Consider the following 22,352-nt stretch of genomic DNA (forward strand, 5'->3'; position numbering starts at 1 on the left):
TCAAACCGTCCCATGATTCGGCGACTGCGCCCGGCGCAGACTCGCTCTCGACGCGAAGGCGTGTACGGCGTAGGCGAGCGTGGAGGCAGCCGCCGCCCCGATCACGCCCGCCCAGGGGATGATCGCGAAGTACGCGGGGATCGCGAACGCCAGGGTGATCATGGCGACCACGGTCGTCGCCCGCTCGCCCCGCCTCTTCAACAGCAGGGCGCTCCAGCTCTTGCCGGCCGCCGTGGCCAGTGAACCGGGCAGAAGGACGAGGCCGAGGATCCAGGCGTGCCGGTACTCCGGCTGCAGGTAGCCCAGCACGGCAAGTCCGACGACAGCCGCCAGAGCAATCGGCAGGGCCGCCTTGACCACGGCTCGCGTCGGGTCGGGCCCGTCGGCACCGTCCCGGCTGGCCAGGATCCGCTGCGCGCGCACGACGGCACCGGCCTGCGCGAACTCCAGCGCGGCGACCGCCAGGGCGTAGACACCGAGCGGTCCGGCACCGACGAACCGGGCCACCAGGATCTGGTTGAACCGGAGCGTCATCATCTGGGCGAAGATCCCGAGATGCAGGTTCCCGACCGCGACCACGTCGGAGCGGTATTCCGATCTCGTGGCCGCTGGCGTCGGCGCAGGTCCGATCCGCCGGACCATCCCCAGCACCAGACCGCACACGGCCAGCGCGCTGAGCCACTGAACAACGAGCCACACCATGCTCCACAGGCCGCCGTCGAGGTGCCCGGCGGCGTAGAGAGCGAGGTAACCACCGACCAGGACCGCCCCGCTCACCGCACGCATCGAGTAGACGAGCATGAAGCTCTTCTGCCGCAGCGCGATCGACGAGACCGTGTTGAAGATGGTCAGACCCGCCGCGGACCCCACCGCGATCACGTAGCTACCGAGGCCGGCCACCGCGATGAGCAACGCGGCGGCGACAGCGGAGAGGATGACCGAGGCCCCCAACAGGGCGAGGACCCACGGACGGCCCCGGGAGAAGACCCAACCGGCCGGGCGGGACAGCAGGAACGTGTCCAGCGACAGACCACCGACGGCGGCGCCCAGCGTGGCGCTCACCATGTTCGCGGAGAGTTCGCCACGCTCAGCCGGGGGCAGCGCCACCGACAGGACCGCCGCCAGGCCGGTCAGGCCCAGCGCGCCCATGAAGAGACGCTCGGGTGCGATGAGCCGCCGGAGCAGATCCATGGCGCGACGACCGGGGGGTGGTGTCACGCCGGAGCCCGAGGACGGCCGAGCAGCATTGACCAGCGACACGCCGTTTCGCCCCCCATACTTGCGACACGTGCAGTACGACGAGTCGTACGCCGCTGGTGATTTCTACCGGACGACCGCTCTACCTGCAATCGCCCGGGCGGTTCGACCCGGAGGCCCCCGAATCTCCTCCGCGGCAACCGAACGGTCGGGTGGCTTGCTCCCCGACCTGCCCCGCGTACACTTCCGGACCCGTGAGGATCCTCGTCACCGGCGGAGCCGGATTCATCGGGTCGGAGTACGTTCGCCTGCTGCTGGGCGAGCCCCTCGGCAGTGCCGACGGCGTGCCGCCGCTCGAGCCGGCGGCAGTGACCGTGCTCGACAAACTGACCTACTCGGGTAACCGGGCCAACCTGGCACCGGTACAAAACGATCCACGGTTGCGGTTCGTGCAGGGCGACATCTGCGACCCGGTCCTGGTCGACCAGGTCGTCGCCGACCACGACGTGATCGTGCACTTCGCCGCCGAATCACACGTCGACCGGTCCATCGCCGGCGCCGCGCCGTTCGTCACCACCAACGTGCTGGGCACCCAGACACTGCTCGACGCCGCGCTGCGCCACCGCACCGGCCGGTTCGTGCACGTCTCCACCGACGAGGTCTACGGCTCGATCGACGAAGGATCCTGGACCGAGACCTGGCCCCTGGCCCCCAACTCGCCGTACTCGGCGTCCAAGGCCAGCTCCGACCTGCTCGCCCTGGCCTACCACCGCACCCACGGCATGGACGTGGTCGTCACCCGCTGCTCCAACAACTACGGGCCCTACCAGTTCCCCGAAAAGGTCATCCCGCTGTTCGTCACCAACCTGCTCGACGGCGGCACCGTCCCCCTCTACGGCGACGGCGCCAACATCCGCGACTGGCTGCACGTGCACGACCACTGCCGAGGCATCGCCCTGGTCCAGCAGAAAGGCCGCGCCGGAGAGGTCTACAACATCGGCGGCGGCACCGAACTGACCAACAAGGAACTCACCGGCCGACTCCTGCAAGCCTGCGACGCCGACTGGGACCGCGTCATCCCCGTCGCCGACCGCAAGGGCCACGACCGCCGCTACTCCCTCGACATCACCAAAATCCACGACGAACTCGGCTACAGCCCCAGCATCGACCTCGACCACGGCCTCGCCGACACCGTCCGCTGGTACCAGGAAAACCGCGCCTGGTGGGAACCCCTCAAGACCACCCCCACCGCATGACCCGACTACTCCTCACCGGCGCCGGCGGAATGCCGGCGCCGGTGAGCTGAGTTCCATCGGACTGTCAGGCACCACGCCGTCTGTCGCGGCGTCCGGCGTCCGGTCAGCGGCCCCCGGCGCGGAAGACTTCCGCGACCGTACGGAGCACGACCTTGACGTCCAACCACAGCGACCAGTTCTCGATGTAGTAGTTGTCGAACCGCGCCCGGTCGGAGATCGGCGTGTCGCCGCGCAGGCCGCTGACCTGGGCGAGACCGGTGAGCCCGACGGGTACGCGGTGGCGCGCCGCGTAGTTCGGGTACTCGGCGGAGAACTTCTCCACGAAGTAGGGCCGCTCCGGCCGCGGCCCGACCACGCTCATGTCGCCGCGCAGGATGTTCCACAGCTGGGGCAGCTCGTCCAGCGAGGTCCGACGCATGAACCGGCCGATCGGCCCGACCCGCCGGTCGTGCGCGATGGACCAGTTGGTCTGCGACTCCTGCTCGTTCACCGGACGCATCGACCGGAACTTGATGACCTTGAACGGCTTGCCGTACCGGCCGATCCGCTCCTGATAGAAGAAGATGCCCCGGCCCCCGTCGATGAACGTGGCGATGGTGCAGAGCAGCAGCACGGGGCTCAGCAGGATCAGTGCGACAGCGGCGAACAGCATGTCGGACGCCCGCTTGATGGCCCACCGCGGACCGGTCAGCGAGATGTCGCCGATCTTGACGATCGGGAACGCGCCGATGTGGTCCGGGTAACCACTGTGCGAACGGGAACCCCACAGGCGCGACACCGCCCAGAGGTCACAGTGGGAGCTGCGGGGACGCAGCAGGGTCTCCATGAGCGTGGACTCGTCGCAGTCCGGGTCGGCGATGACCAGGACCTCGCACTCCAGCAACCGCACAAGGTGGTCGAGGTCGGACAGCGTGCCGCTCAATGGAAGCACCCCGGTGCCCTCGCGGGACGGAGCGTCGACGCAGCCGACGAACCGCAGACCGTACTGCGGGTAGCGGCGCAGCAGCCGGGCGAGTTCGACACCGATCGGCCCACCGCCGACGATGATCGCGTTGTGCTCCGCCCACCGCCGCTTGCGGGACAGGACGGTGAACGCCCTGCTGGCCGCGCGCCCGAGGATCACGAGCGCCGCCGACAGCGCGACACCCCGCATGAACCCGCCCACGTACGCCACCGAGGAGTGGCGCTCCGCCGCGATGATGGCCACCACTGCGGCCGAGGCGAGCAGTCGCCCACCGAGGCTCGGCAGTTCGTCCAGAATGCTCACGTGACGGCGGGGCCGGTAGAGACCGCCGACCGCGAAGAAGGCCACCGTCAGGACGGCGTTGGCCAGGGTCCCGCGCCAGTAGTTGTGCGTCAGCAGCAGCGGAGCGATCAGCGCGACGGCGTCGACGGGCGCGATCATCATCCACGCCCGCAGCCACCGGGTCCGCGACGAGGTGCTGGACCTGGCGTACGGCAGGACGGCGGTCGTGCTGAGGCCGGGCGCCTCTGCATGGGCCTCCGGCTCCCGGGCTTGAACGACGGGTGGGGCACCGTAGTGACGGGCCCCGTCGCCCGGAAGGCTGGACTGCCCTTCGCCGACGTGCGGCGTGGGCGAATGGCTGGTCGCCGATTGGCCTGACATGTGTGGACCTCCCCGTGAACGCCCCGGTCAGACATCACGACCAGAAGGGCGACCGAACTTTACGATCGGCAGGGGCGCGCCACCATGGCCAGCAAGCCAGTTCCTTGTCCTACTTTGCGGCGGACAGAATCTCCGGCACGTTGTCGTTGCGTACCGCGTTGAACACCCGCGTGGCCTTTTCCTTGTCGGCGAGGACGACGCTCTCGTTGCCGATCTGACCCGTGCCCTTCGTGGGGCAGGTGAGGAACGTCAGGTTGCCGCTGCGCAGTTCGCGAAGCTCGGCCGCGAGGTCCAGCAGGTTCAGGGACTTGTCCACCGCCACCGCGTCCGCCGTCGCCTTGACGAAGGAGTTCAGCTTGGCCGGGTTGGCGAGCGTCCCGCCCGACGCCGCCTTGTCCAGGATCGCCTTGATCACCTGCTGCTGGTGGCGGATCCGGGCGAAGTCGCCATCGGCGAAGGCGTGGCGTTCGCGTGCGTAGTCGAGCGCCGCTGCCCCGTCCATCTTCTGCGGGCCGGCGTTGAACGTCCGGCTGCCGTTGAGCGCGTACAGCGTGGTGAAGCCCTTCTCCACGTCCACGTTGATGCCACCGAGCGCGTCGACGATCTCCTTGAAGCCTCCGAAGTCGACCATCGTCACGTGGTCGACGCGGACGCCGGTGAACTTCTCGACGGTCTGCACCATCAACGGAACGCCACCCCACGCGAACGATGCGTTGATCTTCGCGTCCCGGCCACCCCGCCCCTGCGGGGACTTTGGCACGTTCACCCAGGTGTCCCGGGGGATCGAGATGAGCTGCGCGCTCGACCGGTCCTTCGGGAGGTGGGCCAGGATGATCGTGTCGGTGCGGGAGCCGGAGTCGTTCTCCGGGTCACGCGAGTCACTGCCGAGAATCATGATGTTCATGGCGCCCTTGGCGGTCTCGACCACCTGCGGGCGCTCGGCCTCCGGCACCTCCCCGAAAGCGTCGACTCGCTCGATCCCGGAGTTGATAGAGCGGAAGTAGAGCCCTCCGGCGACCATTCCGGCACCGCCGAGCAACGCCAGGACCACGAAGGTGATCAGTACGACCTTGCGCCACCGGCGACGCCGCGGAGGCGCCTCCTCGGTCGGCTCCGGTGGCGACTGCGCCTCAATGAACTGAGTCTCGGGCTCCGCGTACTCCTGGCGATACTGCATGGTCGCGATGCTACTAATTGCTGCTCCGGCGCCGTACCCCCCGTCCGTGCCATACGGGTCCATTTCCGGACCGAAAATTTCTTCGACCATCGGTCACGTGAACCTGGTATGAAGCTGCCGTGGACGCCACTCAGTTGCGCCGAGCCATCGCCCGTACTCCCCTCGCACCCGTCGCTGCCTTCCCCAAGCGGCTTGCCCGGGTCGCCCGCCACGACGCCAAGGTGCTCCGCATCTCGGCCCGGTGGCTGGTCACCTCTCGGGAGCACCACAACTACACGTACGAGCTGACCAAGCTCAGCCGCCACCACCTGTCCTGGTTCGTCAGCGTGGTCTGCGACCGGCCCGTCAAGGAGGTCCGCGGGTGGCTCGACGAGATCGAGTCAGACCACGCGCTGCGCCAGCACATCGAGCAGGCCACCGCCGCTGCCTCCCGCCGTGGCCTCGCGGACAAGCAGGTCCACTACGCCCGGCGGATCGGCTGGTACGCGATCGTGCGGGCCACCCGCCCCGCACACGTGGTGGAGACCGGCGTCGACAAGGGGTTGGGCAGTTGCGTCCTGGCTGCCGCCCTGCTGCGTAACGCGCAGGAGGGTCATCCGGGCCGGGTCACCTCGCTGGACATCAACCCGGAGGCTGGCTACCTGGCCGCCAGCGCGCCCTGGTCCGAGGTGGTCGACCTGGTGATCGGCGACTCGATCGCCTCGATCGGGGCGCTGGACCGCCCGGTCGACCTGTTCCTGCACGACAGCGACCACAGCCGGGCCCACGAGAAGCGCGAGTTCGACGCGGTGGAGCCGAAGCTCGCCCCCGGCGCGATCCTGCTCACCGACAACGTCACCAGCACCAACGTGCTCGCCGAGCACGCCGAGCGCACCGGGCGGCGGTTCCTCGCCTACCGGGAGAGCCCCGCCAACCACTGGTACCCGGGCGACGGCATCGGCGTGGCATGGTAGCCGGGTGCGGCTGACATCGATTCACACGTACCCCGTCAAGGGTTGTCACCGGCTCGACCACGACGGCGCGTTCGTGCAGCCGTGGGGGCTGGCCGGTGACCGGCGCTGGATGGTGGTGGACGCCAACGGTGTCGGCGTCACCCAGCGCGAGACCACCCGGCTGGTCGGCCTGCGTGCCACCGTGCGCCCGGGAGGTCTCTCGCTGCGCGCCGACGGGCAGCCCGACCTCGACGTGTCCGAGCCAGCCGGCGGTGATCCGGTCGCGGTGCGCACCTTCCGCACCCGGAAGCTCCCGGTTCCCGCGCTGCCGGCCGGCCCGGCGGCCGACGCCTGGCTCGGCGCGCTGCTCGGCTGGCCGGTCCGGCTGGTCTGGCTGGCCCGGCCGACCCGTCACCTGGCCGCCGCTGACCGCGAGCACGACACCGGTGACCAGGTCAGCTTCGCCGACGCCTACCCGCTGCTGCTGGCGAACGCCGCCTCCCTCGACGCGCTCAACGGCTGGCTGGCCGAGGCCGGGGAGGAGCCGGTGCCGATGGCCCGGTTCCGGCCCAACCTGGTGGTCGAGGGGGCATCGGCCTGGGCCGAGGACGACTGGGTCGGCCGGTCGATGCGTATCGGCGACCTGCGGTTCCGCGCCGCCGGGCCGTGCGACCGCTGCGTGGTGACCACCACCGACCAGGAGACCGGGGTACGCACGAAAGAACCGCTGCGCACACTCGGGCGGTATCGCAACGTCCAGCAGAAGCTCCTCTTCGGCCTGAATCTGGTACCGGTCGACAGTGGACCGTTGGCCGTCGGCGCCCCGCTCGTCATCGAGCCCTGACCGGCTGCGCTGCTCCGGGAGCGCACCGGTCACCGTCCGTCGATGCTGTCTTAGCTTTGGCTTAGCCGGCTTGTCCGGCCCCTCACGGGTCCGGCAGCATCGCCGTCGTGACGGACGGAAGCGCTCCCGGCGGCGTCGACATCGAGCTTGACCTGGATCGGGCTCCGGACGGCCGGCCCGCGCCCTCGTCCGGCCCGGTGCCCTGGCTGGTCGCCACCGGCGTCACCATCCTCGCGGCGGCGCTCGGGCTCACCCTGACGCTGCGATCCGGCTCCGCCCCGGCCTGCGCCGCCGGCCGCACGCTCGCCGCCGCGCCGCTCACCGGCACCGCCACGCACAACGGCAAGGCGACCTTCTACGACTTGAACGGTGCCGGCGGCAACTGCTCGAACCCCGCCGCGCCGGCCAACCGGCTCTACGTCGCGCTCGGTCCCACGGAGTATGCCGCCGGCGCCGCCTGCGGCGGGTTCCTCGACGTGACCGGCCCGAAGGGCACCGTCCGCGTCCTGATCATGGATCAGTGCCCGGAGTGCGCGCCCGGACATCTCGACCTGTCCCGGGAGGCGTTCGCCCGGATCGCGGACCCGGTCAAGGGCCTCGTCCCGGTCACCTACCGCGCGGTGGTCAACCCGCCGCTGCCCGGCCCGCTCACCTTCCGCATCAAGGAGGGCGCGTCGCAGTGGTGGTTCGCCGTCCGGGTGGGCAACCACGGCAATCCGCTGCGCGCCGTCGAGGTCCGGCAGGGTGACAGCGGTCCGTGGCGGACGGCCGTGCGGCAGGACTACAACTACTGGCTGATCGCCTCCGGCGCGGGCGCCGGGCCGTTCAGCGTCCGGGTGAGCGACGTCTACGGGCACCGCGCCACCGTCGCCGGCATCCGGATGGCACCCGGCCAGGTGCAGACCAGCGCGGTCCGGATGTACGCGACCGGCGCCGCGGCGGCCACCCCGCGCCCGCCCGCCTCGGCGCGGCCGTCCGCCACCCGAGCAGGGGGTACGCCGACACCGGCCCGCCGTCCGGTCGAGGTCGCGAGGGCGAGCGCGCCGGCCGCCGAAACGCCGTCGACCCGCCCGGCCGGGGCCACGGCCCGCTGGTGCGGCTGACCGGTCAGTCGGTCGGGGTCAGGTCGAGCCACATCAGGATCTCATCCCGATCGTCTCCGGGCGCCAGCCGCAGCGCGCCCGGTAGCCTGCCGATCTCGCGGTATCCCAGGCGGCGGTAGAACCCGTCCAATCCCAGCCCGTCCCGCACCGTCACGTGCAGTGCCTCGTGGCCCAACTTCCGGCCCAGCCGGGTGGCCTCGCGCATCAGTGCCGAGCCGTACCCGGTGCCCTGGGTGTCCGGGTGGACCATCACCCGCTTCAGTACGCACCAGTGCGCCTTGAGCGGGAACCGGTTGTCACTGAAGATCAGCACGGCCACCAGGCGGTCACCGGCGTACCCGACCAGCAGCCGGTCCGGCCCGTCGGTGATCCCGGCGAAGGTCGGGTCGGCGGTGGCATGGACGTCGGTGGCGGTGACCGGGGGTACGAAGCCGACCGCGCCGCCGGCGTTGGTGACGTCCACCCAGAGGGCGACGATCTCGGCGCGCAGCTGCGGGGTCAGGTCGGGATCGAGGACGAAGTGCAGGCTCACGGCACCCATCCTGACCGCGCGAGCACCCGATCGGCCCGAGGTGTGCTCCGACCAACAGTGCGGGCCCCGAGCACTCACGTGTGGCTCAATCGTGCGGGAGGGGGGACTCGAACCCCCACGTCCAATAGGACAATAGGACCTAAACCTACCGCGGCTGCCGTTACGCCACTCCCGCCAACCTGCTGATTCTAGAGCGTCTGGCTACGGCGGTGTCACCTCGGTGATGTTGCGCGCGGCGGCGGCCGCCGTGGCCAGCGCCTCGGGCGTGTACTTGTATCGGACCATTCACACATGGTGACGGCCCGATACGACAGTCAGTCCAGGCCGAGGTCGCGGCGGAGTTTGGCGACGTGCCCGGTGGCCTTGACGTTGTAGAACGCGTGCTCGATCTTGCCGTCGGCGTCGATGACGAAGGTCGAGCGGATCACGCCGGTCACGGTCTTGCCGTACAGCTGCTTCTCGCCGTACGCGCCGTACGCGTTGAGCACCGCCTTGTCCACGTCCGAGACCAGCGGGAAGGTGATCGCGTCCCGGTCGCGGAACTTCGCCAGCTTCTCCGGCTTGTCGGGGGATATGCCCACCACCTCGTAGCCGGCGGCCTGGAGGGAGGCGAGCGAGTCGCGGAAGTCGCAGGCCTGCTTGGTGCAGCCCGGGGTCATCGCCGCCGGGTAGGCGTAGAGGACCACCTTGCGGCCTCGCAGGTCGGACAGGGTGAGCTGGTCACCGGTGTCGGTGGGGAGGGTGAACTCGGGGGCGGGGTCACCGGGAGTGAGGCGGTCGGGCGCGGTCATGGCCCGACCCTACCGCCGGGCCGGCCGGTGCCGCCGCTGCCCACGCGCCAGCGCGGCGGCGATCCTGACCCCTGCGCCGTACCTCCGAAGGTGATCAAGAACATGCGTTGTTGCCAGAGTCTGGCAACAACGAGGTATGGGAAATAGGCTGACCTCGCCGGCCCGTACGGGCCCGCTGACGCGTGGGAGGTCGCGTGGAAACCCTGGCGATGCACATCTCGAACGGGATCATCGATGGTCCCGTCGCAGCGGTCTTCGCGGCGCTGGCCCTCGCCGCGCTCACCGGCTGCGTCCTGCGCGGCCGGCGCGACCTGGACGACCGGCTGGCCCCGATGGCCGGCCTGGTGGCCGCGTTCATCTTCGCCGTCCAGATGCTCAACTTTCCGATCTTCACGGCCGGGGTAAGCGGCCACCTGCTCGGTGGCGCGCTCGCCGCGATGCTCGTCGGCCCGTGGGTCGGCGCGCTCTGCGTGGCCGTGGTGCTGGTCGTGCAGGCGCTGATCTTCGGTGACGGCGGCGTCGCGATGCTCGGCCTCAACATCACCAACATGGCGCTGCTCGGCACCGCCGCGGCGTACCTGCTGATCGCGGTGCTGCTGCGGGTGCTGCCCCGTACCCGGGCCGGCCTGGCCGTGACCGCGTTCGTCTCCGCGATGCTCAGCGTGGTGGTCGCGTCGCAGGGCTTCGTCCTGCAGTACTGGCTGGGCGGCACCACCGACCTGGGCGGCAACCTGGCCGGCCTGGCCGGAACCATGGCCGGGGTTCACCTGCTGATCGGCATCGGTGAAGGCCTGATCACCGCGACGACCGTGCTCACCGTCGCGAAGGTTCGCCCCGATCTCGTCTACGCGTTGCGCGGGCTGCGGTCGACGTCCGCGCCCGCCGTCCCGGTCGTCGGAGGTGTCCGGTGAAGAACCGTTCCTGGGGTTTCCTGGTCGGCGGGCTGCTGGTCGCCCTGCTGCTGGCCGGGGTCGTGAGCAACTACGCCTCGTCCCACCCGGACGGGTTGGACTCGTCGCTGCTGAAGGGCTGCACCGTCGACGCCGATGACAACATCGTCGGCGGAAGCTGCCCGGCCCAGCAGACTCGGGACCACGAGTTGGGGGACAGCCCGCTCGCCGACTACGGCGTGCGGGGAGTGGGCAACGACTTCCTCTCCACCGGCCTCTCCGGGGTGCTCGGGGTGCTGCTGACCTTCGCGATCGGTGCCGGTGGCTTCTGGCTGCTGCGCCGCCGTGGCACCACGTCGACCCCGGGTGACACGGCGACGTCCGTCGAGGGCGCGGCGCCGGCCGAGGGTGACGCGGCGACGTCCCGCGCCGGCGCGGCCGGCTGAGCGAGGAGTACGCAGATGGGTGCCGGTCACGGGCACGTGCTGTACCGGGAGTCGGACTCTCCCGTGCACCGGCTCCCGCCCGAGGTCAAGATCGTGGCGATGGTGGTCTTCACCATCGCCGTGGTAGCCACCCCGCGCGCGGCGTTCTGGGCCTTCGGCGCGTACGCCCTGCTGGTGGCGGCGGTGGCGGCGCTGGCCAGGGTGGGGCCCCGGTGGCTGCTCAGCCGGGCACTGATCGAGGTGCCGTTCGTGCTGTTCGCCGTGGCGCTGCCGTTCCTCGGCGCCGGTGAACGGGTCGACGTGCTGGGCCTGCGACTGTCCGAGGACGGGTTGCACGGCGCGTGGAACATCCTGGCCAAGGGCACCCTGGGCGTCCTCGCCTCGCTGCTGCTCGCCGCGACCACCACCACCCGGGACCTGATCGTGGGGCTGGACCGGCTGCACTGCCCGCAGGTGCTCACCCAGATCGCCACGTTCATGCTGCGCTACCTCGACGTGCTGGTCGGCGAGGCGCGGCGGATGCGGGTGGCGCGGATCTCGCGGGGTGACGACCCGCGCTTCCTGTGGCAGTTGCGCGGCTTCGCCGCCGGGATCGGGGCGCTGTTCCTGCGGGCCTTCGAACGCGGTGAGCGGGTCTACCTGGCGATGCTGTCCCGGGGCTACACCGGGCGGATGCCCGCGGTGTGGCAGGGCGACGGCGCGGCGACCGCCGGTCAGTGGCTGGTCGCGGCGACCGTGCCGGTGTTGGCGGCCTCCATCGCCGCCACCGCCGTCGTGCTGACATGATCGGTGCCGTGCAGACCGCTGTCTCGCTGGACGTTCGTGGCGTTCGGTACGCCTACCCGGACGGGCATGTGGCCCTGCACGGGGTGGACCTGACGGTGCCGCGCGGCGACCGGGTGGCGCTGCTCGGGCCCAACGGTGCCGGTAAGACCACGCTGGTGCTGCACCTCAACGGCATCCTCACCCCGACCGAGGGCAGCGTGAGCGTCGGCGGGCTGACCGTCACGACGGACCGGGCCACCCTCGCCGAGGTGCGCCGCCGGGTGGGCATCGTCTTTCAGGACCCGGACGACCAACTCTTCCTGCCCACGGTGGCGGAGGACGTCGCGTTCGGGCCGGCCAACCTGGGCCTGCGCGGTGCGGAGCTCGCCGCCCGGGTGGACGAGGCGCTCGCCGCGGTGGGGATGAGCGAGCACCGGGACCGGGCGCCGCAGCACCTCTCCTTCGGGCAGCGCCGCCGGGTGGCGGTGGCCACCGTGCTCGCCATGCACCCGGAGATCCTGGTGCTGGACGAGCCGTCATCGAACCTGGACCCGGCGGCCCGCCGCGAGCTGGCCGAGATCCTGCGCGAGCTGCCGGTGACCCTGCTGATGGTGACGCACGATCTGCCCTACGCGGCCGAGCTGTGCGAACGCGCAGTGATCCTCGACGCCGGCCGCATCGTCGCCGACGCCCCCACCCTCGACCTGCTGTCCAACCCCACGCTGCTCGCCCGCCACCGCCTGGAACTTCCCTACGGTTTCGCGCCGCGCCCCTGACCAGCGGGCGGGTGCGGGTCAGGTCTGGGCGGGAGCGGGGGTTCGGGAGGCAGCGCGTAGCCGGAGGATGCCGGCGGTGGTTGCGCCGGCGCCGGTGATCAGCACCAGCGTGACCATGATCCGGGCGTACTCGGCCGGCCAGGGGACCGGGGCGATGGAACGGGCGAACACCGCGGCGTTGGCCACCCCGGCGAAGAGCGCCAGACAGGCCCCGGCCAGCGCCACCGCGAAGTCGGCGGCGGGGCGGCGGGCCAGCGCGTAGCAACCGGCGGCGATCGCGCCGAGGCCGGTGAGCAGCGACCAGACCTGCCCGGACAGCAGCCCGACCAGTACCCCGCCCACGCCCTGGGCGCCGGCGTCCAGTTCCCGGCCCACCGGGTACAGCACGGCGACCGCGCCGCCGGCGATGAGCAGCGCGCCCAGCGCGGACAACGCCCGTGCGCCGGCCGGCGCGGCGGCGGCGAGCAGGCCGAGCGCACCTACCGCGAGCACCCCGACGATGGTCACCGCCCACCAGGTGTACGCGTCCGGTGGCGGCACCCAGTCCAGCGTGCCGCGGATCTGCGCCGGGTCGCCTCCGTCGCGCAGCGGGATCGTCCAGTCCCGGACCCGGTGCTCACGATCCGGCGCGGCGCGTACGGCGTCCGGCGGTGCCGGCTCCTGCCACAGCGCGCGCTGGTCGTGCCAGCGGGCCGTCGTCCCGTCGGCGATCCGCTGCCAGGACGGCGCTGCCGCCGGGTCCGCCTCGGCGGGCAGCGTGGTGTCCCCGGCGATCGTGCGGTTCAGGTACGTGGCGGGGGACCGGCTGTTCTCGAACACCCCGTCCGGGCCGATCCGCAGGTACGGCTCGCCGGAGTAGCCGATCACCTCGATCGGGCGGCCGGTGCGGTTGGTCAGCTCCAGTCGGGCGCCCGCCTCGATCACCCGTACCTCCAGCCCGGGTCGGGCGGGCGCGACGCCGGTGGTCCGGGTTCGGTAGTCGGTGCCGTCCGGGGCGTCCGCGCCGTGCGCGGCGGCCGGTGCCGCGGTGAGCAGGGTGGCCGCGCAGGCGGCGGTGGCGACCAGGCCGGCACGGGCCAGCAGGGTACGGATCACTAGCCGGCCGCCGCCACGGCTGCGGTGAGGCCCTGCGGGCTGCGGTCGGCGAGCGGCTTACCGTTGACCAGGATGGTCGGCGTGCCGGTGACATCGCCCCGGCTGGCCTCGTCGGTGACGTGCTCGGTCCACGTCCGGTACGTGTTGTCCTTGACGCAGCCGGCGAACGAGCCGCGGTCCAGCCCCACGCCGGTGCCGATGTCGATCAACTCGTCGTCGCTGAGCCCGGCGCTGCCCTCCGGTGGCTGCTTGTCGAAGAGCGCCTTGGCGTACTCGCGGAACTTGCCCCCGGCCGCGGCGCAGCCGGAGGCGGCCGAGGAGCGGGTGGAGTAGTCGGTGGTGGAGAAGCGGTTGAGGTACGCCACCGGGTGGTAGACCACCGTCGCCTTGTTCTCGGCCACCAACTGCTCCAGGGTCGCCCCGCTGGTCTGCTCGAACTGCTTGCAGGCCGGGCAGAGGAAGTCCTCGAAGATGTCGACGGTGACCGGCCCGCCGCCGGTGACGATGCCGGTGCCGTCCGCGTTGGCGCCGGGCGGGGTGGTGAAGTCGTCCGAGCGTTGGCTGGACCAGACGCTCCAGCCGATCAGGCCGGCGATGACCAGCACGGCGACGGCGGCGGCGGAGACCCAGAGCGTGCGCCGGCGGCGTCGTTCGCGGGCCAGTTGCTGGCGGACCACCCGGGCCGCGTCACGCTGCCCCTTGCGACTACTCATCCTCGTCCTCCAAGGCGGGTTCACCGGACAGCCACCCGTCCACCGAGACGGGCGTACGCGGCCAGATCAGGAGAAAACCGGCCAGCACCAAGAATCCCAGGTCGCGCAGGATCTCCGGGAGGTAACTCGGTGCCTGCCCCTCGGCGAGCTGCCCGCCGCTGCCGAAGCAGCCGCAGTCGATGGCCAGGCCACGCGCCCAGGCCGAGGCGATCCCGGCGATGAAGACCACCAGCAGTACGGCGGAGACCACCGCGCTGAGCCGGGTGGCCAGCCCGAGCAGCAGGAGCACGCCCAGCGCCAGCTCGACGAAGGGCAGCGCGGCACCGACCACGGTCGCCACGTCGTACGGCATCACCTGGTAGGCGTTGACGGCCCGGCCGGAGGCGGCCAGGTCGCCGACCTTCGACGCGCCGGCGACCAGCCAGACGGCGGCGAGGCCGAGTCGGGCGGCGGTGCCGAGCCAGGGCCGGATGGTGGACCAGCGGGCGGCCCGGGTGGGAGGTGCTGTCACGGTCATCAGGATCGCAGCGTGGATACCTCCGCCTTCAGGCGGAGGAGGAACGCCGCTCCCTCCCCTCGATAGTCGTCTTACATGATCCACTGCTAGGATGTGAGGCATGGGTGAGGTGGTGAAACGGGCGTACAAGTACCGCTTCTATCCGACCCCTGAGCAGGCCGAACAGTTGAACCGCACCTTCGGGTGCGTGCGCAAGGTCTACAACCTGGGGCTGGAAGCGCGCACGCGCGCGTGGGCGGTGCACCGGCAGCGCAGCACCTACGTGCAGTCGTCTGCGTGGCTGACGCAGTGGAAGCGCTGCGAGGAGTTGGTGTTCCTCAACGAGGTCAGTTCCGTGCCCTTGCAGCAGGCGTTGCGGCACCTGCAAGCCGGGTTCGCCGCGTTCTGGGGCAAGCGGTCGCGGTACCCGCGTTTCAAGTCCAAGCGCAAGTCTCGGGCGTCGGCGGAGTACACCCGCTCGGCATTCCGCTGGCGCGACGGGCAGCTCACCCTGGCCAAGATGGACGCCCCGCTGACCATCGTGTGGTCCCGGCCCCTGCCCGACGGCGCCGAGCCGTCCACGGTCACAGTGTCCCGTGACGCGGCCGGCCGGTGGTTCGTGTCCCTGCTGGTCGAGGACTCCACCGTTAAGCCGCTTCCCCCGCTCAGCACGGCGGTGGGCGTTGATGCGGGCATCACCAGCCTGGTCACCCTCTCCACCGGGGAGAAGGTCACCAACCCGCGCCACGAGCGCGCTGACCGCCGCAAGCTCGCGAAGGCGCAACGCAACCTGTCTCGCAAGGCCAAGGACTCCGCCAACCGGGCGAAAGCCCGCCTCGCGGTGGCCCGGATTTACGCCCGCATCGCCGATCGGCGGCGGGACCACCTGCACAAGCTGTCGACTCGACTCGTCCGCGAGAACCAAACGGTCGTGATCGAGGATCTCAGTGTGCGCAACTTGCTGCGCAACCACTCGCTGGCCCGCGCCATTTCCGATGCGGCGTGGACGCAACTGCGCTGCATGATCGAGTACAAGGCCGCCTGGTACGGGCGGACTGTGATCGCCGTCGACCGCTGGCATCCGAGCACGAAGACCTGTTCGGCGTGCGGGCGGATCAACACCGCGATGACTCTCGGCGTTCGTGTCTGGACGTGCTCGGGCTGTGATGCCGTGCATGACCGGGACGTCAACGCCGCGAAGAACATTCTCGCCGCCGGGCTGGCGGAGAGGTGAAACGCCTGTGGAGGGCCGGTGAGACCCGACCCGCGCAAGCGGTGAAGGCGCGGCCCGGTGAAACAGGAACCCCCTCGGGTGACCGAGGGAATCCCCGCCCTTCAAAGCGGTGGAGGATGTCAATTGTCGTCCCGTCCTCTCAGCCGGTCAGGGCGTCGCCGACCGCCTCGACCAGCTCGTCACGGGCCCGGGCGACCCGAGAGCGGATGGTGCCCACCGGCACGCCCTCAACGGCGGCGGCCTCGGCGTACGACAGGCCGAGCAGCTGGGTGAGCACGAACGCGCCGCGCCGCTCAGGGCTCAACCGGCGGACCAGGTCGCTGGCGCCGAGCTGACCGGCCGGGTCCGGGTGCGGTCGGTCGGTGTACGCGTTGGCCGCCAGCCGTTCGTCGAGTCGCCGACGGCGGACCACGGTGCGCAGGTGGTCGGCGCAGGCCCGCCGGGCGATGCCGAGCAGCCAGGTGCGGACGCTGGAGCGACCCTCGAACGCGGGCAGTGCCCGGAACGCCCGCAGGTACGTCTCCTGGGTCAGATCGTCGGCGCTGTCCGGGTCCACCAGGGCGGCGGCGAAGCGCCAGACCTCGACCTGGGTCAGCCGGACGAACGCGGCCTGGGCGGTCGGGTCGCCGTCGCGCGCGGTCAACGCCCACTCGGTGGCCGGGTCCCGGGCGACGCCACCGGCCGGGTCAGCCGGACCGGCGGCACCGGTGTCACGCGGGACGGGGATCACGACAACCCAGGTTACGCGGCGTCCGGCGTGGCGACAGGGCCCTTCGACCCTGGATGGTCTGCGCCACGTCGGGAACTTTTCCCCACCCTGGGCCGACTACCCCGTCATGACTTGCGACCACGTACGCGGGGCGCTGTCGGCGCGGCTGGACGGGGAGGACCCGCAGACGTCGTCGGCGGTGCTGGACGCGCACACCGCCACCTGCGTCGGCTGCCGCGACTGGCTGGCTCGCGCCGAGCAGGTGACCCGGCTGGTCCGGGTGCAGCCGGTGGAGGTGCCCGACCTCACCGCCGCGGTGCTGGCGGCGGTTGCCGCCGATTCCGCGCACCGCAGCCCGGCCGCGGTCCGGCGGGCCCGCCGGCAGGTGCTGCGGATCGCGGTGGCGGTGGCCGCGGTGGCCCAGTTGGCGATCGCGCTGCCGATCCTGCTCGCGGGGCTGGGCGTGTCGGTGGACCCGCACACCAGCCGGGAGATGGCCTCGTTCGACGTGGCGCTGGCGGTGGGCTTCGCGCTGGCCGCCTGGCGGCCCGAGCGGGCCCGGGCGTTCCTGCCGGTGGCCCTGGTGCTGGCGGTCTGCCTGGCCGGCACCAGCGTGGTGGACATCGCCAACTCGACCACCGCGCTGGTGCACGAGGCCGGCCACCTGGCCGCCGTGGTGCAGGCGGGGTTGCTGTGGGCGCTGGGCCGCACCAGCGGGGAGGACCGGCCGCTCACGTCGGCGCTGGCGGCAGGGCGCGGGTGAATGACTCACCCGACTCGGGTCGCCGAGATCCACTCCGGTCGGCGAGCATGGCCAACATGACTGTCGCCCCCCGCCGCTGGCTCGCCCGGTTGGCCGCCACCGCCGGCCTTCTGGTCACTGTCGTCGTCCTCCTGATCACCCCGGCCACCCCCGCCAGCGCCCACGCGGTGCTGCAGAGCACCAGCCCGGCCGCCTCGGCCGTGGTGCCGAGCGGGCCGGCCGAGGTGGTCCTCACGTTCAGCGAGTCGGTGCGCAAGGTTCCCGGCAAGATCCGCGTCATCGCGCCGGACGGCTCCCGGGCCGATCGGGGTGAGCCGAGCTTCGACGGCGCCACGGTGACCATCCCGGTGGACCCGGCCGGTGAGCGCGGCACCTACCTGGTGAGCTTCCGGGTGATCTCCGCCGACAGCCACCCGGTCTCCGGCGCGTTCACGTACTCGGTGGGCGCGCCCTCGACGCCTCCGGTCGACTCCGGCGATGACAGTCGGGCCGACCCGGTGGTGGGCGCCGGGGTGAAGGTGGCCCGTTTCCTCGGCTACGCCGGCCTGGTGCTGCTGGTCGGGCCGGCGCTGGTGCTCGCCGCGCTGTGGCCGCGACGGCTGTCCCGGCGGGGCCCGGCCCGGCTGGCCTGGACCGGCCTTGGCCTGGTGGCCGTCGCCACCCTCGCCGACCTGTGGCTGCAGGTGCCCTACACCGCCGGAGGCGGCCTTTTTGACGTGACCAGCGAGGGGTTCGGCAGCGTGTTCGGCAGCGCCTTCGGTGCCGCCCACCTGGTCCGGCTCGGCCTGCTGGCGGCCTCGGCGTTCCTGCTCCGGCCGCTGCTGGCCCGGCCGTCCGGCCGCACTGACGCGATCATCCTGGCCGTGCTCGGCGGGGCCGCCCTGCTGACCTGGCCGCTGGCCGGGCACCCGGCGGCGTCCCCCGCGCCGGCGGTCTCCGTGGTGGTCGACGCGGTCCACCTGGGCAGCATGGCGGTCTGGCTGGGCGGCCTGCTGATGCTCGGTGGTTTCCTGCTGCGTCAGGCCGACGAGCGTGAGCTGGGCGCGATCCTGCCGATCTGGTCGCGCTGGGCGGCGCTCGCCGTCTCGGCGCTGCTGTTGGCCGGCATCGTCCAGGCGTTGATCGAGGTGGCCACCCTGGACGCCCTGTTCGGCACCACCTACGGGCGGCTGTTGCTGGCGAAGGTCGGGCTGTTCGCGCTGGTGATCGCCGTGGCCGCGTACTCCCGGCAGTTGGTGCGCCGGCGCACCGCGGCGCAGCGGCCGGTGCCGGTACGCCGGGCGGTCTGGGTGGAGTTGGCCGTCACTGTGGTGGTGCTGGGGCTGTCCGCGACGTTGGTGCAGACCACGCCGGCCCGGACCGCGGTGTCCGAGCCGTCCGGCACCCAGGCCGGTCTGTTCTCCACCACGCTGTCCAGCCCGCTCTTCTCCCTGCAGGTCGAGCTGGACCCGGCCGAGCGGGGCAACAACTCGCTGCACCTGTACGCGTACACCAAGGACAACCGGCCACAGCCGGTGGCGGAGTGGCGGGCGACTGCCGCGCTTCCCTCGGCCGGGATCGAGCCGATCGAGATCCCGTTGCTGCCGCTGACGGACAACCACGCCTACGGCGACGTCAGCCTGCCGGCCGCTGGTGACTGGCAACTGCGGGTCACCGTGCGTACGTCCGACATCGACCAGGCCACGGTGACCGCCACCGTGCCCATCCGTTAGAGAGGCTCTCGAATCCCATGACCCGTCTCCGGCGTACCGCAACCGCCGCCACCGCCCTGGCGTTCACCGCCGTCGCGACCGCCGTCCTCGGCTTCGCTGGCCCGGCGTCCGCCCACGTCACGGTGAACCCGAAGGAGGCGACCCAGGGCGGCTACGCGCGGGTGGCGTTCCGGGTGCCCAACGAGAGCGACACCGCGTCGACCACCAAGGTGGAGGTGGTGCTGCCGGAGAACGCCCCGGTCGGCTCGGTGTCGACCATGCCGGTGCCCGGGTGGACGGTCGCCGTGGAGAAGCGCAAGGTGGACCCGCCGATCGAGGTGCACGGCAGCCCGATCACCGAGGCGGTGGCCAAGCTGACCTGGACCGCCACCGGCGACGCGGGTGTGAAGCCGGGCCAGTTCCAGGAGTTCCCGGTCTCGATGGGGCCGCTGCCGCAGGTCAACACGATGGTCTTCAAGACCGTGCAGACCTACTCGGACGGCAATGTGTCGCGCTGGATCGAGGAGCCGACGCCGGGCGCTGAGGAGCCGGAGCACCCCGCCCCGGTGCTCACCCTCACCGCCGCGTCGCCGTCGGCGTCGGCCGCGCCCGCCGCGGCGCCCGTCGCCGCGACCGACGATGACGATGACGACGAGGGCGAGGGAGCGGCGGTGGGCCTCGGCGTCGCCGGTCTCGTCGCCGGCCTGGCCGGTCTGGTGCTGGGCGGGCTGGCGTTCGCCCGGACGCGCCGGGAGCCGGTAGCCAAGTCCTGACCCCGCCGCACCCACTGGCCCGCCGGAGCGATCCGGCGGGCCAGCGTGCTTTCCGGGACCGGAACCGGCCGTGCCGTGGATATCCCCTGATCAGCCGGCGTACGTCGGTAAGGTCTGCCGAGTACCTGGCTACGGAGGGAGACGGAGCGGATGCGGTTCGTGCGGGCGATCGCCGGAGTGCTGCTGTTGGTCATCGGGATTCCGGCGCTGCTCGCCGGTGGCGCGCTCTGGCTGGTGACCCGGCACGCCGACCCCGGGGGGACCTTCGCCGCCCGGTTCGAGACGGTCCGCACACCCGGCCACGCGGTCGTGGTCACCGACCTCGACCGACTGCTGCGGCAGGAGGTGCCGTTCGCCCGTACCGCGCAGGCCCGGCTGCGGTTGGACGCCCGCACACCGGACGGCCCGGCCTTCGTCGGCCTGGCGCCCACCTCCGAGGTGCGCCGCTGGCTGGAGCCGGTCCCGCACGCCTCGGTCCGCCGGGTGGCGCTGGCCCGGGGTCCGTTGCCGGTGCGCGCGGACCCGGCCGGTCCGGCCGTCGGTGCTCCGGCCGCCGCCGGATCGCTCACCCCACTGGGTCGCCCGTTCTGGGTACGCGAGGGAATCGGCTCGCTGGAGTGGAGCGCGGACGATCTGGCCGGCGAGCCGATGAGCCTGGTGGTGATGCGCCCGGACGGCGGTGGCGACCTGGCCCTGGATCTGCGCGCCGAGTTGCAGGCGGGCTGGACCGCTCCGGCCACCTGGGGGCTGCTGGCCGCGGGGGTGCTGCTGGTGGTGTGCGCGGTGCTGCTCCTGCTGCGACCGCCGCGCCCACGTGAGGTGGTCTTCGTGGTCGAGCCGGACCAGGTGCCGGTGCTCGCCGGCCGGCTCGGGGTCAGCTCGTTGAGCGGCCTGGGCGCCCCACCCGCCGGGGACACCGGGGCGGCGCGGCCGCTGCCGGCCGGGCGGCAGCTCACCCCGGTCGGCTCCGGCGCGGGTGCGCGGCCCCGGTCGGCGATCGGCACCGCACCGGGCCGACCGGCCACCCTCGCCGACCTGGACGCGCCAGCCCGACCGCCGGAGGTGACCTTGAGTCTGGCCTGGCCACCGACCTCTCCGGAGGCGGCGACGGCTCGGCCGGTGGCGGTGGACGGAACGGCGAGTGGCCCTCCGCGCTGCCGACGCGGAGGGCCACCTTCACCGGGGGATCGGTGCTACCCGAGCGACGCTTGAGGTAGGTGAGACCAGATTAGCGCCGATAGCGGCTACTGGGGAGTTGTGTCCATTTGGTGCGACTTTTCCACCGCGCGGCCCGACCGGACCGGCAGGGTCACCAGCAGCAGCAGGCTGAGCAGCACGTAGCCATTGCGCAGCACGAAATCCACCGGGTCGTCGGTGCGGACCGGGGCCACACCCCAGTCGTGGAACGACACGACGCCGTAGATGATCAGGGCGGTGATGCCCACCGCGAGCCCGGCCAGCCACCGTCGCCGGCGCACCTCGTCCGGACGGTCGGCGCTCAGGGCCGCGTCCGCGAGCAGCACCACCGCCGGGACGAACCAGTAGATGTGGTGGGTCCAGGTGATCGGGCTGACCATGGCGCCGACCAAGCCGGTCAGGGTCAGGCCGGTCAACGCGTCGCCGGCCCGGGCGGCGCGGACGGCCCGCCACAGCCCGTAGCCGGCCACCACGGCGACCACCGCCAGCCACAGCAACTGGTTCGGCTTCTCCGGTGCGCTGAACCGGCTGAGCAGGCCGAACAGGGACTGGTTGCCGGTGTAGTCGGTGCGGCCCACCCGCTCGGTGGCCCACAACTCGTGGGTCCAGAACCGCCACGAGTCGCGGGGCGCGATGGCCGCCGCGAGCAGGGTCGCCGCCGCAGCGGTCGCGCTCGCCACCGCCGCGGCCCGCCACCGGCGGGTGGCCAGCAGGTACACGATGAAGATGCCGGGGAAGAGCTTGAGTGCCGTCGCCAGACCGACGCCGACCCCGGCCCAGCGCCGCGCCTGCGGCACGGCGAACAGCAGGTCGGCCAGGATCAGCACGACCAGCAGCATGTTGATCTGCCCGAAGGTGATCGTCTCGCGGGTGCTCTCCACCGCCAGCACCAGCAGCACCGCGACGGTCAGGGTGAACGCCCGCGGCAGGTTGTGCCGGGCGATCACCGGCAGCACCAGCCACCGGGTGGTCACCACCACGGCCAGCACGGTGAGGACCGTGAAGATCGCCACGGTGGCGCCGAGCCGGATCAGGCCGAACGGCCAGAGCAGCAGCGCGCTGAACGGCGGGTAGGTGAAGTACAGCTCACCCTGCACCCGATCCGGCTGGACGTAGTCGTAGAGCGGGTTGCCCGCCGTCCACCAGTCCATCGCGGACATGTAGATCTTCAGGTCGAAGAAGTTGTGCACCAGGCCGGGCAGGTAGAGCGCCGGCAGCACGGCGATCAGGGCCACCACCGTGACCAACCGACGGACCGTACGGCCGCCGGGATCGTCGTCGGTGACGGCTGGCGGTGCGACGGGTTCGGCTGGCACTCCGAAACCCTAGCGGGCTGCTCCGCCGA

At 71.8% G+C, this 22,352-nt stretch carries 23 protein-coding genes and 1 tRNA gene; 13 read left to right on the forward strand and 11 right to left on the reverse strand.

Annotation, left to right across the window (positions count from 1 at the left end; all coding sequences use genetic code 11):
• Positions 1–1,191 (reverse strand): hypothetical protein, encoded by a 1,191-nt coding sequence (locus OG470_RS13330; RefSeq protein ID WP_328424158.1) that lies wholly within the window; start codon positions 1,189–1,191, stop codon positions 1–3.
• A 260-nt stretch (positions 1,192–1,451) separates the two neighbouring features.
• Here OG470_RS13330 and rfbB point away from each other — a divergent pair, with 260 nt between their 5' ends.
• Positions 1,452–2,453 carry a dTDP-glucose 4,6-dehydratase gene (gene rfbB, locus OG470_RS13335; RefSeq protein ID WP_328424160.1) on the forward strand — a complete coding sequence of 334 codons (1,002 nt, stop codon included), beginning with the start codon at positions 1,452–1,454 and terminating at the stop codon, positions 2,451–2,453.
• 103 nt (positions 2,454–2,556) lie between these two features.
• On the opposite strand, the gene OG470_RS13340 is transcribed toward rfbB, so the two are convergent.
• Together OG470_RS13340 and OG470_RS13345 are read right to left on the reverse strand one after the other, a co-directional pair.
• Positions 2,557–4,080, reverse strand: coding sequence for a sugar transferase (locus OG470_RS13340; protein ID WP_328424161.1), 1,524 nt, complete (start codon positions 4,078–4,080; stop codon positions 2,557–2,559).
• A gap of 109 nt (positions 4,081–4,189) precedes the next feature.
• On the reverse strand, positions 4,190–5,257 hold the full coding sequence (locus tag OG470_RS13345) for an LCP family protein (protein WP_328424163.1): 1,068 nt from the start codon (positions 5,255–5,257) through the stop codon (positions 4,190–4,192).
• Positions 5,258–5,376: 119 nt separating this feature from the next.
• Here OG470_RS13345 and OG470_RS13350 point away from each other — a divergent pair, with 119 nt between their 5' ends.
• The 3 genes from OG470_RS13350 (at position 5,377) to OG470_RS13360 (ending at position 8,136) form a co-directional block, all read left to right on the forward strand.
• Positions 5,377–6,210 carry a class I SAM-dependent methyltransferase gene (locus OG470_RS13350; protein WP_328424165.1) on the forward strand — a complete coding sequence of 278 codons (834 nt, stop codon included), beginning with the start codon at positions 5,377–5,379 and terminating at the stop codon, positions 6,208–6,210.
• Positions 6,211–6,214: 4 nt separating this feature from the next.
• A complete protein-coding gene (locus OG470_RS13355) occupies positions 6,215–7,033 on the forward strand; it encodes an MOSC domain-containing protein (RefSeq protein WP_328424167.1) in 819 nt (272 codons plus the stop codon).
• A gap of 107 nt (positions 7,034–7,140) precedes the next feature.
• A complete protein-coding gene (locus OG470_RS13360) occupies positions 7,141–8,136 on the forward strand; it encodes an expansin EXLX1 family cellulose-binding protein (RefSeq protein ID WP_328424169.1) in 996 nt (331 codons plus the stop codon).
• Between the two features lie 4 nt (positions 8,137–8,140).
• On the opposite strand, the gene OG470_RS13365 is transcribed toward OG470_RS13360, so the two are convergent.
• The 3 genes from OG470_RS13365 to bcp all read right to left on the reverse strand — a co-directional run bounded on the left by OG470_RS13365 (position 8,141) and on the right by bcp (position 9,459).
• Complete coding sequence (locus OG470_RS13365; RefSeq protein ID WP_328424171.1) at positions 8,141–8,668, reverse strand: GNAT family N-acetyltransferase; 528 nt, start codon at positions 8,666–8,668, stop codon at positions 8,141–8,143.
• A gap of 92 nt (positions 8,669–8,760) precedes the next feature.
• Positions 8,761–8,843 (reverse strand) — tRNA-Leu (locus tag OG470_RS13370).
• A 139-nt stretch (positions 8,844–8,982) separates the two neighbouring features.
• Positions 8,983–9,459 (reverse strand): thioredoxin-dependent thiol peroxidase, encoded by a 477-nt coding sequence (gene bcp / locus OG470_RS13375; protein ID WP_328424173.1) that lies wholly within the window; start codon positions 9,457–9,459, stop codon positions 8,983–8,985.
• Between the two features lie 194 nt (positions 9,460–9,653).
• Between bcp and OG470_RS13380 the strand changes: the two genes are divergently transcribed.
• Genes OG470_RS13380 through OG470_RS13395 form a run of 4 tightly spaced genes read left to right on the forward strand, consistent with a single transcriptional unit; the run spans position 9,654 to position 12,336 of the window.
• Entirely contained in the window at positions 9,654–10,370 is a 717-nt protein-coding gene (locus OG470_RS13380) for an energy-coupling factor ABC transporter permease (RefSeq protein ID WP_328424175.1), read from the forward strand.
• A complete protein-coding gene (locus OG470_RS13385) occupies positions 10,367–10,795 on the forward strand; it encodes a PDGLE domain-containing protein (RefSeq protein ID WP_328424177.1) in 429 nt (142 codons plus the stop codon). Before OG470_RS13380 ends, OG470_RS13385 begins: the two co-directional genes overlap by 4 nt.
• 15 nt (positions 10,796–10,810) lie before the next feature.
• Positions 10,811–11,581 (forward strand): cobalt ECF transporter T component CbiQ, encoded by a 771-nt coding sequence (gene cbiQ / locus OG470_RS13390; protein ID WP_328424179.1) that lies wholly within the window; start codon positions 10,811–10,813, stop codon positions 11,579–11,581.
• Positions 11,578–12,336, forward strand: coding sequence for an energy-coupling factor ABC transporter ATP-binding protein (locus OG470_RS13395; RefSeq protein ID WP_328424181.1), 759 nt, complete (start codon positions 11,578–11,580; stop codon positions 12,334–12,336). The genes cbiQ and OG470_RS13395 overlap by 4 nt, the downstream gene beginning before the upstream one ends.
• A gap of 18 nt (positions 12,337–12,354) precedes the next feature.
• Here OG470_RS13395 and OG470_RS13400 read toward each other — a convergent pair whose 3' ends face one another.
• Genes OG470_RS13400 through OG470_RS13410 form a run of 3 tightly spaced genes read right to left on the reverse strand, consistent with a single transcriptional unit; the run spans position 12,355 to position 14,661 of the window.
• The gene (locus OG470_RS13400) at positions 12,355–13,431 is read right to left on the reverse strand and encodes a hypothetical protein (protein WP_328424183.1); all 1,077 of its coding nucleotides are present in this window, start codon (positions 13,429–13,431) and stop codon (positions 12,355–12,357) included.
• Entirely contained in the window at positions 13,431–14,144 is a 714-nt protein-coding gene (locus tag OG470_RS13405; RefSeq protein WP_328424185.1) for a DsbA family protein, read from the reverse strand. Before OG470_RS13405 ends, OG470_RS13400 begins: the two co-directional genes overlap by 1 nt.
• Complete coding sequence (locus tag OG470_RS13410; protein WP_328424187.1) at positions 14,137–14,661, reverse strand: MauE/DoxX family redox-associated membrane protein; 525 nt, start codon at positions 14,659–14,661, stop codon at positions 14,137–14,139. The genes OG470_RS13405 and OG470_RS13410 overlap by 8 nt, the downstream gene beginning before the upstream one ends.
• A gap of 100 nt (positions 14,662–14,761) precedes the next feature.
• On the opposite strand from OG470_RS13410, the gene OG470_RS13415 reads away from it, so the two are divergent.
• A complete protein-coding gene (locus tag OG470_RS13415) occupies positions 14,762–15,874 on the forward strand; it encodes an RNA-guided endonuclease InsQ/TnpB family protein (protein ID WP_328424189.1) in 1,113 nt (370 codons plus the stop codon).
• A gap of 139 nt (positions 15,875–16,013) precedes the next feature.
• Here the strand turns inward: OG470_RS13415 and OG470_RS13420 are convergent, their stop codons facing one another.
• The gene (locus OG470_RS13420; RefSeq protein WP_328424191.1) at positions 16,014–16,604 is read right to left on the reverse strand and encodes a sigma-70 family RNA polymerase sigma factor; all 591 of its coding nucleotides are present in this window, start codon (positions 16,602–16,604) and stop codon (positions 16,014–16,016) included.
• Between the two features lie 106 nt (positions 16,605–16,710).
• Here OG470_RS13420 and OG470_RS13425 point away from each other — a divergent pair, with 106 nt between their 5' ends.
• The 4 genes from OG470_RS13425 to OG470_RS37220 all read left to right on the forward strand — a co-directional run bounded on the left by OG470_RS13425 (position 16,711) and on the right by OG470_RS37220 (position 21,022).
• A complete protein-coding gene (locus OG470_RS13425; protein WP_328424193.1) occupies positions 16,711–17,346 on the forward strand; it encodes a zf-HC2 domain-containing protein in 636 nt (211 codons plus the stop codon).
• A 47-nt stretch (positions 17,347–17,393) separates the two neighbouring features.
• Positions 17,394–19,058 (forward strand): copper resistance CopC/CopD family protein, encoded by a 1,665-nt coding sequence (locus tag OG470_RS13430; RefSeq protein ID WP_328424194.1) that lies wholly within the window; start codon positions 17,394–17,396, stop codon positions 19,056–19,058.
• A gap of 17 nt (positions 19,059–19,075) precedes the next feature.
• A complete protein-coding gene (locus tag OG470_RS13435) occupies positions 19,076–19,810 on the forward strand; it encodes a YcnI family copper-binding membrane protein (protein ID WP_328424195.1) in 735 nt (244 codons plus the stop codon).
• A 150-nt stretch (positions 19,811–19,960) separates the two neighbouring features.
• Entirely contained in the window at positions 19,961–21,022 is a 1,062-nt protein-coding gene (locus OG470_RS37220; protein WP_442931117.1) for a hypothetical protein, read from the forward strand.
• Between the two features lie 32 nt (positions 21,023–21,054).
• Here OG470_RS37220 and OG470_RS13445 read toward each other — a convergent pair whose 3' ends face one another.
• On the reverse strand, positions 21,055–22,323 hold the full coding sequence (locus OG470_RS13445) for a glycosyltransferase 87 family protein (RefSeq protein WP_328424196.1): 1,269 nt from the start codon (positions 22,321–22,323) through the stop codon (positions 21,055–21,057).
• Positions 22,324–22,352 lie beyond the last annotated feature (29 nt).

The organism is Micromonospora sp. NBC_00389 (genome assembly GCF_036059255.1).
Classification (GTDB): Bacteria; Actinomycetota; Actinomycetes; order Mycobacteriales; family Micromonosporaceae; genus Micromonospora.